The sequence below is a fragment of the Alphaproteobacteria bacterium PA2 genome (assembly GCA_002256425.1).
Lineage (GTDB): Bacteria > Pseudomonadota > Alphaproteobacteria > Caulobacterales > Caulobacteraceae > Phenylobacterium.
The window spans coordinates 687,675-700,690 of record NKIZ01000001.1; the positions used below are offsets into that span (position 1 = coordinate 687,675).

Here is a 13,016-nt window from a genome sequence, read left to right on the forward strand (position 1 = left end):
CCGAGGGACGCCCATAGCCCTGCAGCTCATGGGCCTTCTCATTCTGACCCTGATCATCGCCCAGGCCCTGACCTTCGTCATGCTGGTGATGACGCCGCCGCCCCCCAGGTCGATCTATCGACTCGAAGAGATCGCCAGGGCCCTGAAGGGCGGCGACCTGGCGACGCGTGCCGGGCAAGGTCTGGTCAGGTCCAGCGCAAGCCGGCCTCCCCGGGCCAGGATGCCGCCGCCGCCCTGGCCTCCCGGCGAAGATCCATCACTTCGACTGGCCGGGCTTTTGGGTGTGGACCCTGCCGACGTTGTATTGTTTGTCAGGCCGCAGGCGCCCAGGAGCCTGCGCGGCGGCCCGGGAATGGGGCCTGAGTGGCTGCCAGATCCCGGAAGACCACCCCAGCATCATGGTCGTCACAGGGTTGTCCAGATCCACGTGATGACCTTTGACGGCGGATTGGCGGCGAACAATTTTGTCGCTGCCTTGCGAAGGGCTGACGGGCTCTGGACCGTGGTCCAGCCTGGTCCTGATCCTTTTCCCAATGAGTGGCACAAGCGGTTGCTCCTGTGGCTGGCCGGCTGCGTATTGCTGACCGTGCCCCTCAGCTACTTCTTCGCAAGACGCATCACGGCGCCGATCAGCGCCTTCGCCCGGGCCGCCGAGGCCCTTGGCCGTGATCCGACGGGCGCCATTTTGCCCTTGTCCGGACCAGCTGAAATTGGCACGGCGGCGCGGGCCTTCAACGACATGCAGGCCAGGCTCAAGCGGTATATCGAAGACCGCACCGGCATGGTGGGCGCCATCAGCCACGACATGCGTACGCCCCTGTCCCGCATCCGCTTCAAGCTTGAGGCGGCGCCTCCATCAGTGAAGTCTGCGGTTCTCGCCGATGTTGAGCAGATGGAGCAGATGATCACCTCGGTCCTGGCCTTCATTCGCGACGCCAGCGCCGGGCGGCCGCGGGAAAGGGTCGATCTCAGATCCATCCTTGAATGCCTGGTGGACGACGCCGCCCAGATGGGTCGGAATGTCAGTCTCGAGGACGGTGAGGCTGTGACAGTTACGGCCGACAGCCTTGGCCTGGCGAGGCTGTTCGGCAATCTTGTGGACAATGCGGTCAAGTATGGCGGCGAGGCGCGGCTCAAGGTCTCGATCGAAGCGGATGAGGCCCTGGTCGAAATTGCCGACCGCGGGCCAGGCCTGGCCGATTCAGACCTTGAGAGGGTGTTTACACCCTTCTATCGGGCCGATAGCGCCCGGACCCTAGATGGCGGCGGGGTAGGCCTTGGTCTCGCGGTGGCCCGCTCCATCGCCAGGGCTCATGGTGGGGATGTGGTCCTGGCCGCCAGCCCCGAGGGGCTGACGGCAAGGGTCCGGTTGCCGCTCTAACCGGCTGAAGTCGTCGCTCCTGCGGCCACTGGAGTGGAAGCTGTCGTCGATGTATCGGCGGCGCTCGCTGTGGCCTGCATCGGCGGCGGTGGCGGTGGTCCATGGCGGTGGCCATGATGGGATTTCATCATTTCCTCCAGGGCGCTGGTCAGCTCGCTTGTGTCCAGCTTGCCGTCGCCATTCCCGTCCAGCTTACCGAAGGCGCTGGTCAGGAGGTCCTGGCTCGACGCACCTGATGTGGATGATGCCTTGCTCAGGCCGGCCTTTTCGAGGGTCGACCGGATCTCATCCAGGCTGAGACTGCCATCGCTGTCAGTGTCCACCTGCCCGATCAGTTTGGAGGCAAGGTCCGAGGCGCTCGGCTGCTGCTGGACACTGAGCAGACTGGCCAGGGTGTTTGCGGCGAACTGGCTTGAGGCCTGCCCACCAGAACGGGGCGGCGGTGGCGGGGGAGGCCCGCCCTGGTCCGAACCCTGGTCAGCGCCCGGCAAGACCTGCCCGGCGCTCCGGGATCCGCCAGAAGCCTGGCTGACAAGCGACGCCAGGGCGCGTTGAGCTCCGGAGGGGCCGTAACTGCTTGATATTCCAGAGAGGTTCACTGGATTCTCCTTTCCTTTGCGTGGGAGTCCCGCCGGCCTGAATGTCCGATTGGGCACGGGGCTGCAGGTTCGCCATGCAAGGACGGGGCTAGGAGGTTTGTTGCGGCCCGGATTGAGCTCTGAAACCTGACGACCACAATTGCGTCACAATTGGCCGGATTTGCGCGCAACAGACACTCTGGGGACATCTTTCCGGGTTTTCGCCATCATAAGCCCGGGGGGCGAATTTGCCGGGGCGGCAGTATGACGTTACCCATGATTTTGGGGACTGCTCTTGCCTCCGGGCCCGACCCCCGACATTTTCGCCGCGCTTGATCGGAGACCCAGTGATGAAGACCCGCGCCGCCGTCGCTTTCGAAGCCAGGAAGCCCCTTGAGATTGTCGAGGTGGACCTCGAAGGGCCCCGCGCCGGCGAAGTCCTGGTCGAGATCAAGGCCACAGGGATCTGTCATACCGACGCCTATACCCTCGACGGTCTGGACTCCGAAGGCATCTTCCCCTCCATCCTCGGTCACGAAGGCGCAGGCGTGGTGCTGGAGGTCGGCGCTGGCGTCACCTCGGTAAAGCCGGGCGACCACGTCATTCCGCTCTACACGCCCGAATGCCGCCAATGCAAAAGCTGCCTGTCGCGCAAGACCAACCTCTGCACATCGATCCGCGCCACCCAGGGCAAGGGCGTCATGCCGGACGGCACCAGCCGCTTCTCTTACAAGGGACAGCAGATCGCCCACTATATGGGCTGCTCCACCTTCGCCAATCACACGGTCCTGCCGGAAATCGCCCTGGCCAAGATCCGGTCCGACGCCCCCTTCGACAAGGCCTGCTATATCGGTTGCGGCGTCACCACAGGCGTTGGCGCCGTGGTCAATACGGCAGGGGTTGAGCCCGGCGCCAATGTGATCGTCTTTGGCCTCGGCGGCATTGGCCTCAATGTCATCCAGGGCGCCCGCATGGTGGGCGCCGGCATGATCATCGGTGTGGACATCAATCCTGACCGGGAAGCCTGGGGCCGCAAGTTCGGCATGACCCACTTCGTTAATCCCAAGGACATTTCAGGCGATATCGTCGCCCATCTGGTGGCCCTGACCGATGGTGGGGCGGACTACACCTTTGACTGCACGGGCAACACCACGGTCATGCGTCAGGCGCTGGAGGCCTGCCATCGGGGCTGGGGCGAGAGCATCATCATCGGCGTGGCGGAAGCAGGCAAGGAGATCGCAACCCGCCCCTTCCAGCTGGTCACCGGCCGGGTCTGGAAGGGCACGGCCTTCGGCGGAGCCCGGGGCCGCACCGACGTGCCAAAGATTGTCGACTGGTACATGGACGGCAAGATCGAGATCGACCCGATGATCACCCACACCATGCCCCTCGAAGACATCAACCGCGCCTTCGACCTGATGCATGCCGGCGAGAGCATTCGCAGTGTGGTGATTTTCTAGGGCATTTTCCGATAAGTGGGACCCGGTTATCGGATCGAAAAGGGCTCTAGGGGCGATTGCCCGACGCTCAGGTGGCGTTTGACACACCGCCCATGCTGACCGGACTGTGGCTTGCCTCGTGCCAGTCCTTCCGCGTCCGGCAATAGATGAAGCAGTCGGCCGGGTCGCCCGACCCGAAACCGGCGCTACGCAGCAAGCCCTCACGGACGAAGCCGCAGCGTTCCGCAAGCTTCCAGGACGGGACGTTCCAAGCCTCGATAATCAGCTGCAGCCGATAGAAATCCGGCAGGGTCTCAAACAGGTAGTCCGAGAACAGCTTTACCGCTTCCGACGCCTTTCCGGCGCCCCTGTCTGCAGGGTCATGGATGATGTAACCCAGTTCAAAGCCGTGGATGCAGGGCGCAGACCTGTAAAACTGCATGGTGCCCAGCAGCCGGCCGTTCTGCGCATCGACAATTGCGACCGCCCCGGCTGTGTTGGTCCATAGGCCGGAGCTCCGGAAAGCCTTTGTCAGGAGGTCGGGATCTGACAGGGGTTCAGTGATCGAGACCGTGAAGGGAAAGCCCGCGATCGGGGGCAGGTCGCCAGCCAGGATCCTGCGGATTGCGATCTTTTCGCCCCGGGCAATCCGGACGTCAACTTCGGAACCAGTGGGAGTCATTTCAGATCCGGGGACATTGTGAAGGCGCACAGGATAGCGACCTTCCCGGGATCAATGTTGTGAAATGCTGAGGTTATTGCCTTCGGGATCCAGGAACCAGGCGACCTTGGCGGTTCGATCCGGCGCCGACCAGATACCCAGGTCATCCTGATCAAACCCGTCATACCTTTGCATCTGAACGCCCTTGTCGAGCAGCATGCGGGCGGTCTGATGGATATCGGCCACCTCCCAGCCCAGAACCGTGTGCGGGCTGGGAACATGGTCTGGTATCGGCACAATCCGGAGCGTCGCGCCATTCAGCTCGAACACGTCGGCAAACGCGCTGATTTCGGTGAGGTTCAGCCCAAGGATGTCCTTGTAAAAGGCCCTGGTTTTTTCCCTGTCCCGTGTGAAGACGAAAGTGACGGGAGGATTCTGGGCGAAGGACATTGCGGCGACCTTTCACATCGCAGTCCGCCACGACCGGCGGAAACGGCTCGGGCCCGACAAACATGACCGCAGCAGCAGTCGCGGTGTGGGTATACCCGAAGTGTCGGCCCAGTCAGCGTCGTCCGTCAACCCGGACCTCTGGTCAGTGCATGCCCGCTTCAGGACCTACCCGAACCTGCGTTGCCGCTCGGCTCCGACGTCCTGGCCGCAATAGGTGGCGAAGGCCTCGATGAGGGTGTCCGGGGAAATGGGCTTGGCCAGGGCGCCGTCGAATTCGTCGGGCAGGAGGAGTTCGTCAAAGGCTTCCTGTCCTGCGGAGAAGGCCAGGATAGGCGCATTCCGGTTGGGACCGTCGCTGGAGCGGATGATCCTTACTGCCTCATCGCCGTCCATGCCGGGCATCTTCAGATCCAGCAGGATCAGGTCGAAGGCTACGGTGGCGGCAGAGTCCACGGCCTCGCGACCATCGACTGCTTCGGTGACCGAGGCGCCCAGGGGCTCAAGGATCCGACGGACGAACTCACGGTTTACGGGGTGGTCGTCCGCCACAAGCACCTTGAATGGCGATGCCTGACCGGCGTCGGTTTCGTATTCGGCCATCGTGCCCTCCGCTTAACCGGGACAGTGCTGATTTCTGATTCGAAACATGCTCCCGGATTGGTTTCCGGTCCGATAACGAGGCCCGCAATTTCGCCTCAGGCGGCGAAGGCCTGGCGGACGTCGGTTTCCGGCTGGTAGGCGCCTTCATCCCACAGCGAGTCCCACTCGGCCCAGCGGGCGGAGGCGTCGCGGAGGCGGGCGTCGTCGCGGACCTGGATCACCTGGCCTTCGGTTTCATCCCAGTCGACGGTGAGGTCGGCGAGACGGTAGTCATCCCGTCCCAGCTTGCCCTGCGCCTGCAGGCGCTCGACCATGTCCGAACTGATCCTCAGGCGCAGCCGCCCGCCTGGAAGGCGGGTCGCTTGATCGGCATGGGTGATCAGGCGAGAGATCATCTCCGGGCTGGCCGCCTGAAGGGGCCTGCGCACGTCGAACAGGAACAGCGGTTCAACCGGGCGGGTTTGGCGGATCGCGTGAACATTCGACATGGGATGGTCCTTTCGTTTCGGCAGGATCACTCTGGGCTGGCGTTGCGACAAAAACGGACGTAAGTTTTTGCTATGTTCTCTTTTTCGTGCTGAGGCCGTTTCATGCGTCATGAGAAAGCCACCCGCCTTCTGGAACTCGCCCGACGACTGGCAGGTTCCGCAGAGGGGCTCACCCTGGACGAGATGGCTGCTGCCATGGGGGTTGGCCGACGGACCGCCGAACGCATGCGCGACGCCGTCCGCGACGCCTTTCCCCAGATGGAGGAGGTGGAGGATCCGCCAACCCGGCGCTGGCGAATTCCCGCCGGCCTTGACGGCGTCTTCCAGGCGCCCACCGCCGATGAGTTCGCTGCCCTGCGCGCAGCGGCCGAATACTTTCGGAGCATAGGCGCACAGGCCCGGGCGAAGGCCCTGGGCAATCTGGAGCAGAAGGTCCTGTCAGCCATGCGGGCCGGCGTGCGGCGCAAGCTGGCGCCTGACCTTGAGGCCCTGCTGGAATCCCAGACCCTGGCCATTCACGCCGGTCCGCGCCCATTCGAGGATGAGGCGGTGCTCAGCGCTGTGCGGGAGGCGATCATGTCCCTGCACCGCCTTCGTTTCAAATATGACGGCGGCTCCACGCCCGGGCGGGAGCGGGTGGTGACGCCCTTCGGCCTGATGTTCGGCCGGGCCAATTATCTGGTGGGGGCCGAGGGCGAGTCCGTCGAGCCACGCACCTGGCGGCTGGATCGCCTGCGCGACATCGAGGTGACGGATATTCCCGGGGCGCGTCCGGCTGGCTTTACCCTCCAGGCCTTCCAGGAGCGGAGCTTCGGCATCTATCAGGACGAGGTGGAGGACATCCGCCTGCGCATCCTGCCCCACGGTGCTGAGGAAGCCATGGGCTGGCGCTTTCACCCGTCCCAGGTTCTCACCCCCCAGGCCGACGGGTCGGTGCTCGCCGCCTTCCGGGCCGGGGGCATGCGGGAGCTGGCCTGGCACCTCTTCACCTGGGGCGACAAGGTCGAGATCCTGGCGCCTGAACGGCTGAAGACCGTCATGCGTCAGGAACTGCAGATGGCCCTGCTGGCCCACAGGGTCTAGGGCTTGGGGGCGGCGCCTCTCTTCTGCAGGGCTTCCCGCAGCAGGATTTCCATCTGGGCGTTGACCGAGCGTAGCTCGGCCGCCGCCAGCTTTTCCACGGCCTCGATGATTTCGGGGTTCACCCGGATCAGGAAGGCCCGCTTTTCGCCGCGCGCCACGACCTAACCGTAGAGGGTGCCGGTATTGACCACCGGCTGGGCGTCTCGATCGCCGCAGAGCACCACCAGCAGGTTGGAGACCATGGTGGCCTTCCGCTCATCGTCCAGGTGGACGACATTGCGTTCAGACAGCTGAGCCAGGGCGGTTTCGACCATGCTGACGGCGCCTTTGACAATGGTCCGTCGGGCCGCCAGCACCGCCTCGGCCTGCTGACGCCGCAGCATGGCGCCGGCGATTTCCGGGGAATAGGCCAGGTGCATCAGATGGGTTTCATCAATGGCTATGCCGGCCACCCGGACCCGCTCCTGCAGGTCAGCCCGCAGGCGCTCGCCGACGATTTCGGCGTCCGAGCGCAGGGTCGGTTCAGCCTCCTCGCCGTGGTCATAGGCATAGTGGCGGGCGACCTCCCGCAGGGCCGTCTCCATCTGGATGGTCATGAAGGCGGAATAATCGTCCACGTCGAACAGGGCCTGGGCTTGATCCTGGATCCGCCAGACCACGTTTGCAGCGATCTCGATGGGGTTGCCCTGCTTGTCATTGACCTTGAGGGTCTCGCTGGTGACGTTGCGCACCCGCATGGAAACCTTGCGGCGGCCATACCAGGGCAGGACCCAGCGCAGACCGGTTGTCCGGTCCGTGCCCTTGTAGTTTCCGAACAGGGTGACCGCCACGGCCTCATTGGGCTGGATGGTGTAGAATCCGGCAATCGTGATGAAGCTGCACACGAGCAAGAGCATGCCGGCCAGGAAAAACAGTGACGAGAAGGCCGACAGGACATTTATGCAATAGAGCCCGCTCAGCGCGCCGAGCAGGAGGGCCATCAATACGACGCCGCCATTGATCCCGCCCCCAGGGCGCTCCACGCTGCGGTTGATAGAGTCCGACATGATTTTCATCCTCATGAAAATGGATATCGAAGTGATATCACTTTCATATCGGAATTCCAAGGCGGGCTAGTTGGCGCCTTCCAGCAGGCGTCGGGCGATCACCTGGGCCTGGATCTCGCCGGCGCCTTCAAAGATGTTCAGGATACGGGCGTCGGCCAGCAGGCGGCTGGCGGGCTGTTCGACAGCGAAGCCCGTCCCCCCATGGATCTGGACCCCATTGTCGGCGCAGGCCCAGGCGATGCGGGCGGCGGTCAGCTTGGCCATGCCGGCCTCAAGATCACAGCGCCGCCCTTCGTCCTTGGCCCGGGCGGCGAACCAGGCCAGTCGCCTGGTGCCCAGGAGCTCGGCCGCCATCATGGCCAGCTTGTTGGCCACCCGCGGGAAGTTTGCGATGGGCTGGCCGAATTGCCGCCTTTGCAGGGCATAGTCCAGGGCCGTGTCCAGGGCCGCCTGGCCCACCCCGATGGCCCGGGCCGCCGTCTGGATCCGGGCGCTCTCGAAGGTCGCCATCAGCTGTGAAAAGCCCTGACCCTGGACGCCGCCCAGCACATTGGCGTCGGCGACTTCGAAGCCGTCGAAGGCGATCTCGTATTCCTTCATGCCGCGATAGCCGATGACCCCGATCTCTCCGCCGGACATGCCGGGCGCGGGGAAGGGATCAGCGACAGTTCCCCGGGGCTTTTCCGCCAGCAGCATGGTCAGGCCGCGATGGTCCTTCGAGGCCGGATCGGTGCGGACCAGAAGGGTCATGACATCCGCCCGGGCCGCATGGGTGATCCAGGTCTTGGCGCCTGTCACCTTCCAGATATCGCCCGCCTTCTCGGCCCGGGTGCGCAGGGCGCCGAGGTCTGATCCGGTCTCCGGCTCGGTGAAGACCGCTGTCGGAATGATTTCGCCGCTGGTGATCCTGTCCAGGAACCGGGCCTTCTGGTCATCCGTACCGTGAGCCAGGATCAGCTCCACAGCAATCTCCGACCGGGTGCCCAGGGACCCGGCGCCGATCCAGCCCCGGGACAGGGCCTCCGACACCACGCACATGGCGATCTTGCCAAGGCCTGATCCGCCATGATCCTCGGGCGCGGTCAGACCGAACACGCCAAGGTCAGCCAGTTCCTTCAGGAGTTCGATGGGGATCAGCTCATCACGCAGGTGCCAGCCCTGGGCGAAGGGGGTGACCTTCTGGGCGGTGAAGGCGGTGAACTGGTCGGCGATCTGCTGAAGGGTTTCATCCAGACCGGTGGCCTCAAGGGACATCCGGCCCCGGGCGCCGTCCAGCAGTTCCACAATGCGGGTCTTCACCCCCTGGCCAGCCCCGGGACGAAGAGCGTCGATCAGGGTCAGGAACTGCGATCCATCAAGGCCCAGATCGCCCGGCCGGAAGACCTCGCCCTGGTTCATGGGGACGCCGCCCGCCAGCTGGCTCAGGTATTCAAAGGCCAGGAGCTGGGCGGGCAGGGCCTCATTCTCGGTCAGGCGTCCGGTCTGCGCCAGATCCCCCGCCCAGGCCGCCGTCTGCCGCAGGGTCTGTGCATAGGCCGCCGCCCAGGCAAGGCCGTGAACGACGTGCTGCTCGGCGTCCAGGGCCCGCCTGTCCACTTTCCCGTCCGGCGCGACCTTCTCCGCCACCTGTCGTCGGGCGTCGTCAGCAAAGGCCTCCGCAGCCAGGGCCGCGCGGTCCAGAAGGGAGATCAGGTCAGGAAGGATCAGGTCGCTCATCAGGCCACCATATCCATCACCTCAGGCCGATCCAACCTTGCCCCGACGTCCACCTGCCGATACCCCTTTTGCAACCCACACGGAGACTCCCCCATGCTTGTCGTCCATCACCTCAATGACTCCCGTTCCCAGCGCATTCTGTGGCTGCTGGAAGAGCTGAACCTGCCCTACGAAATCAAGTTCTATGCCCGGGACGCCGCCACCCGCCTGGCCCCGCCGGAACTCACGGCAGTCCACCCCCTTGGAAAGTCCCCGGTGGTGACCGAGGGCGATCACACCGTCATCGAGTCCGGCGCCATCATCGACTACATCATCCGGCGCCACGCAGAAGGCCGTCTGGCGCCCGATCCCAAGAGCTTCGACTATGATGTCTGCCAGCAGTGGCTGCACTATGCCGAAGGCTCGGCCATGCTGCCCCTCATGCTGAACATGTATGTCATGCGTCTGGGCGAGGCCGGCGCCGGCCTGCATCCGCGCATCCAGAGCGAGATCGCCAATCACCTCGGCTATGTGGAAAAGTCCCTGGCCGGGAAGGACTGGCTGATGGGCGAATTCTCAGCCGCCGACGTCCAGATGAGCTTTGTGGGCGAAGTCACCGGGGCCTTCGGACTCTATGAGACCTATCCGAACATCGCCGCCTGGGTGAAGCGCTTCCAGGCTCGCCCCGCCTACCGCACAGCCCTGACCAAGGGCGGCCCCTACAACATGGGTCCCAAGGACTAAAGCTTCCTAAGCCTCCGCCTGACCCTTGGTCGGGCGGGGGCCCCACGGGGTCATGGCGACAAATCCCGCTGTGGCCAGGCCCATGATCGCCATGGCTGCAGCCACAAGGGCGAACAGGGCCCATGGCGGCGCCTGTTGGGACACGAGCGCCCAGCCGCCAAATCCGACAACGGCCATGCGGAGGGTGCCGGCCAGCAAGGGGCCCATGATCCGTCCAGCGCCCTGGGATGCGAAATAGAGCGCCAGGCTCATGCCGAAAAAGGCGAAGGTCGGCCCGACGAAGTGCAGGTAGAGTGAAGCTGCAGCCCTGACGCCCTCATCCTTCGAGAAGATATTGACCCAAAGGCCGGGGGAGAGGCTCAGCAACAGACCCAGGGACCCTAGCCCAATGGCCGCCATGACGCCGGCAGTCCATGCGACCTTCCGGGCGCGGGCGACGTCACGGGCGCCTATGGCGAGGCCGACCATGGGCAGGGCCGCGACGCCCACCGAGAAGGCGACCGGCACCAACAGGAATTCCAGGCGCGAGCCGATGCCGTAACCCGCCAGGGTCTGGACGCCGAACCGCGCCGCAATGGCGGTGATGATCAGAACCGTTCCGACGGTCTGGATGGGCGAAAGCAGGGCCGGCCCGCCGACCTTCAGAATGTCCATGAACTGGTCGGCGCTGAGCGGCCCAAAAACCTTGAGGCGCACGCGCGCCTTTGGCGAGGTCAGCATGAGGAACATCAGCAGGCAGCTCAGGATCGAAATCGAAACCTGCCCAAGGCCGACGCCGACTATGCCCAGGGCAGGCGCGGGGCCCCATCCAAAGCAAAGGCCGCCGCCAATCACCACCTGCAGCGCTGCGCCCCCCAGCATGATGGCGGCGGGACCGGACATGTTTCCCGACCCCCGGAGCACGGAGGCAAAGATGTTGCTCAGCCATACCGAGGCTGCGGCCGCGAAGACAACCGCCGCATAAACCGTCGCAAGGTGCAGGGTCTCGCCCTTGCCTCCCAGCAAGGCGAAAAGGTTCTTGCCGAAGCCGGACAGCAGGACAGTAAAGAACAAACCCATGACCAGGCCGATCACCAGGCCGTGCCGCGCCAGGCTCGCAGCCCTGGCATTGTCCTCTGCGCCAAGGGCGCGGCTGACCGCCGATGAAACGCCTCCGCCCATGGCGCCGGCGCTCATCATCCCCATCAGCATGATCAGGGGCAGGACCAGAGCCGAAGCGGCCAGATTCTCCGGCCCCAGTCGCCCGATATAGGCGGTTTCCGCGATCGAGACAGCGGTCGTGGCCATCATGCCCAGCAGGTTCGGCGCGGCCAGTTTCGCCAGGGTTCCGGCCACGGGCGCGGTCAGCAGGGGATTGGTGCTTGGGGGAGTCGCTTCAACCATCCGAAATCCTAGACCTCAAATGCAGGAATGCGAAAGCCTGACCTAGGGGCGCCGCCTTCCGGTCGGTTCCCGGTGGGGCTAGGATGGTGCAAAATCCGGAGACGTCCGATGAGGATACTGCCTGCCCTGACCGTCGCCTGTATTCTGGCGCTCCCCGCCCAGGCCGCGCCGCGTAATGACCGACTCTGGGCCGCGGCCCAGGAGGCGACGCCGGCTGCGGTCGAAACCCTGAAGGCCCTGGTCAATATCGAGACCCCCACCCGGGAGCCGGCGGGCATGGCGCAACTGGGAGATCTCCTGGCCGCTCGCCTTGAAGGTCTTGGCGCGCAGGTGGAAAAGATACCTGCAGCGGCTCCGGCCCATGGATCCGTGATCGTCGGTCGGTTCACGGGGACCGGCAAGGCCAGGATCCTGCTCATCGCCCACATGGACACCATCTATCCCTCCGGTTCCCTGGCCAAGCGGCCCTTCCGCATTGAGGGCGACCGCGCCTATGGACCCGGCATCGCCGACGACAAGAGCGGGGTGGCGGTGATCCTGCACAGCCTGTCGGTCCTCAAGGCCCAGGGTTTCCGGCGCTACGGCCAGATCACCGTCATGTTCAACACGGACGAGGAACAGACCTCGGTCTTCTCGGGCAGGATTGTCACGGATCTGGCCCGCAAGGCCGACGTGGTCATGTCCTTTGAACCCAGCACGGTCGGCGTTGAGATCATACCCAGAGCCGCCGCCGGTAATGGCGAGACCCGGGTTATCGTCACTGGCCGCGCCGCCCATGCAGGCGCTGAGCCAGAGCGGGGCCGCAACGCCCTTGTTGAGGCTGGCGATATCGTTCTGAAGACCCGCGATCTGGACGACCCGGCCAGGGGTTTCCGCTTCAACTGGACCCAGTCCACCAGCGGAACCATCCGCAACCAGATCCCTGACCAGGCGATGATCTCGGCCGACACCCGTCACATGTCCAAGGCCGTGCTGGATGAAAAACTGGCCCAGCTGGCCGAGCGCCTGAAGACGCCCCTGGTCACCGGCACGACAGCGAAGGTCGACTACCGCCCCGGCCGCCCGGGCTATTTCGCCGACGCAGCTTCCAACGCCCTGATCGACAAGTCCGTTGCAGTTTACAGGGAGGTGGGCGGCGCCCTGACACCCGTTCCCGCCATGACCGCCAGTTCCGACGCGGGATTCGCCCAGCTTTCCGGCAAGCCGGTGATCGAGGGCTTTGGCCTGCCGGGTTTTGGCTATCACTCGTCCGAGGAGGAGTATGTCGACCTGACCCGCATCGCCCCACGGATCTATCTGGCGGCGCGGATGGTTATGGAATTGAGCGGACAATGATGTTCTCTGTTTGTTCTTTACACTTATAGATTTTTTCTGTACTGACTCTCTCTGGGATTGAACAATGAGAGGGTTGTGATGGCACGAATGCCGAGGGGACAGGCCAAGTCTGTTCCTGATCCTGAAGGTGAAG

At 64.5% G+C, this 13,016-nt stretch carries 13 protein-coding genes; 5 read left to right on the forward strand and 8 right to left on the reverse strand.

Translation table 11 applies throughout. From position 1 onward, the window contains the following. The first annotated feature begins 28 nt into the window (after positions 1 to 28). The gene (locus CFE28_03445) at positions 29 to 1,381 is read left to right on the forward strand and encodes a two-component sensor histidine kinase (protein OYU69134.1); all 1,353 of its coding nucleotides are present in this window, start codon (positions 29 to 31) and stop codon (positions 1,379 to 1,381) included. On the opposite strand, the gene CFE28_03450 is transcribed toward CFE28_03445, so the two are convergent. Next, entirely contained in the window at positions 1,378 to 2,037 is a 660-nt protein-coding gene (locus CFE28_03450) for a hypothetical protein (GenBank protein ID OYU69135.1), read from the reverse strand. The two genes, CFE28_03445 and CFE28_03450, sit on opposite strands and share 4 nt — an antisense overlap. A gap of 272 nt (positions 2,038 to 2,309) precedes the next feature. Between CFE28_03450 and CFE28_03455 the strand changes: the two genes are divergently transcribed. After that, positions 2,310 to 3,419: an S-(hydroxymethyl)glutathione dehydrogenase/class III alcohol dehydrogenase gene (locus CFE28_03455; protein ID OYU69136.1), complete on the forward strand. Its 1,110-nt coding sequence runs from the start codon at positions 2,310 to 2,312 to the stop codon at positions 3,417 to 3,419. A 67-nt stretch (positions 3,420 to 3,486) separates the two neighbouring features. Here CFE28_03455 and CFE28_03460 read toward each other — a convergent pair whose 3' ends face one another. The 4 genes from CFE28_03460 to CFE28_03475 form a co-directional block, all read right to left on the reverse strand. Then, positions 3,487 to 4,110, reverse strand: a complete 624-nt coding sequence (locus tag CFE28_03460) for a hypothetical protein (protein ID OYU69137.1) — start codon at positions 4,108 to 4,110, stop codon at positions 3,487 to 3,489. Between the two features lie 21 nt (positions 4,111 to 4,131). Continuing rightward, a complete protein-coding gene (locus tag CFE28_03465; protein OYU69138.1) occupies positions 4,132 to 4,509 on the reverse strand; it encodes a glyoxalase in 378 nt (125 codons plus the stop codon). Positions 4,510 to 4,674: 165 nt separating this feature from the next. Then, a complete protein-coding gene (locus CFE28_03470; GenBank protein OYU69139.1) occupies positions 4,675 to 5,109 on the reverse strand; it encodes a hypothetical protein in 435 nt (144 codons plus the stop codon). A 95-nt stretch (positions 5,110 to 5,204) separates the two neighbouring features. Beyond that, positions 5,205 to 5,597 carry a hypothetical protein gene (locus CFE28_03475; protein ID OYU69140.1) on the reverse strand — a complete coding sequence of 131 codons (393 nt, stop codon included), beginning with the start codon at positions 5,595 to 5,597 and terminating at the stop codon, positions 5,205 to 5,207. 102 nt (positions 5,598 to 5,699) lie between these two features. On the opposite strand from CFE28_03475, the gene CFE28_03480 reads away from it, so the two are divergent. After that, the gene (locus tag CFE28_03480) at positions 5,700 to 6,680 is read left to right on the forward strand and encodes a DNA-binding transcriptional regulator (protein OYU69141.1); all 981 of its coding nucleotides are present in this window, start codon (positions 5,700 to 5,702) and stop codon (positions 6,678 to 6,680) included. Positions 6,681 to 6,841: 161 nt separating this feature from the next. On the opposite strand, the gene CFE28_03485 is transcribed toward CFE28_03480, so the two are convergent. Continuing rightward, positions 6,842 to 7,726 (reverse strand): hypothetical protein, encoded by an 885-nt coding sequence (locus CFE28_03485; GenBank protein ID OYU71535.1) that lies wholly within the window; start codon positions 7,724 to 7,726, stop codon positions 6,842 to 6,844. A gap of 66 nt (positions 7,727 to 7,792) precedes the next feature. Beyond that, complete coding sequence (locus tag CFE28_03490; GenBank protein OYU69142.1) at positions 7,793 to 9,442, reverse strand: acyl-CoA dehydrogenase; 1,650 nt, start codon at positions 9,440 to 9,442, stop codon at positions 7,793 to 7,795. Positions 9,443 to 9,535: 93 nt separating this feature from the next. Here CFE28_03490 and CFE28_03495 point away from each other — a divergent pair, with 93 nt between their 5' ends. Continuing rightward, positions 9,536 to 10,165, forward strand: coding sequence for a glutathione S-transferase (locus CFE28_03495; protein OYU69143.1), 630 nt, complete (start codon positions 9,536 to 9,538; stop codon positions 10,163 to 10,165). Positions 10,166 to 10,171: 6 nt separating this feature from the next. Here CFE28_03495 and CFE28_03500 read toward each other — a convergent pair whose 3' ends face one another. Then, positions 10,172 to 11,548 carry an MATE family efflux transporter gene (locus tag CFE28_03500; protein ID OYU69144.1) on the reverse strand — a complete coding sequence of 459 codons (1,377 nt, stop codon included), beginning with the start codon at positions 11,546 to 11,548 and terminating at the stop codon, positions 10,172 to 10,174. Between the two features lie 27 nt (positions 11,549 to 11,575). Here CFE28_03500 and CFE28_03505 point away from each other — a divergent pair, with 27 nt between their 5' ends. Further along, entirely contained in the window at positions 11,576 to 12,883 is a 1,308-nt protein-coding gene (locus CFE28_03505; protein ID OYU69145.1) for a carboxypeptidase, read from the forward strand. Positions 12,884 to 13,016: the final 133 nt, after the last annotated feature.

Excerpts from the sequence above, each read along its gene's own strand:
- CFE28_03485 (OYU71535.1), bottom strand. The coding sequence starts at position 7,726 with ATGTCGGACTCTATCAACCGCAGCGTGGAGCGCCCTGGGGGCGGGATC.
- CFE28_03505 (OYU69145.1), top strand. The coding sequence starts at position 11,576 with ATGCGAAAGCCTGACCTAGGGGCGCCGCCTTCCGGTCGGTTCCCGGTG.
- CFE28_03480 (OYU69141.1), top strand. The coding sequence starts at position 5,700 with ATGCGTCATGAGAAAGCCACCCGCCTTCTGGAACTCGCCCGACGACTG.
- CFE28_03470 (OYU69139.1), bottom strand. The coding sequence starts at position 5,109 with ATGGCCGAATACGAAACCGACGCCGGTCAGGCATCGCCATTCAAGGTG.
- CFE28_03465 (OYU69138.1), bottom strand. The coding sequence starts at position 4,509 with ATGTCCTTCGCCCAGAATCCTCCCGTCACTTTCGTCTTCACACGGGAC.
- CFE28_03500 (OYU69144.1), bottom strand. The coding sequence starts at position 11,548 with ATGGTTGAAGCGACTCCCCCAAGCACCAATCCCCTGCTGACCGCGCCC.
- CFE28_03445 (OYU69134.1), top strand. The coding sequence starts at position 29 with ATGGGCCTTCTCATTCTGACCCTGATCATCGCCCAGGCCCTGACCTTC.
- CFE28_03475 (OYU69140.1), bottom strand. The coding sequence starts at position 5,597 with ATGTCGAATGTTCACGCGATCCGCCAAACCCGCCCGGTTGAACCGCTG.
- CFE28_03495 (OYU69143.1), top strand. The coding sequence starts at position 9,536 with ATGCTTGTCGTCCATCACCTCAATGACTCCCGTTCCCAGCGCATTCTG.
- CFE28_03490 (OYU69142.1), bottom strand. The coding sequence starts at position 9,442 with ATGAGCGACCTGATCCTTCCTGACCTGATCTCCCTTCTGGACCGCGCG.
- CFE28_03455 (OYU69136.1), top strand. The coding sequence starts at position 2,310 with ATGAAGACCCGCGCCGCCGTCGCTTTCGAAGCCAGGAAGCCCCTTGAG.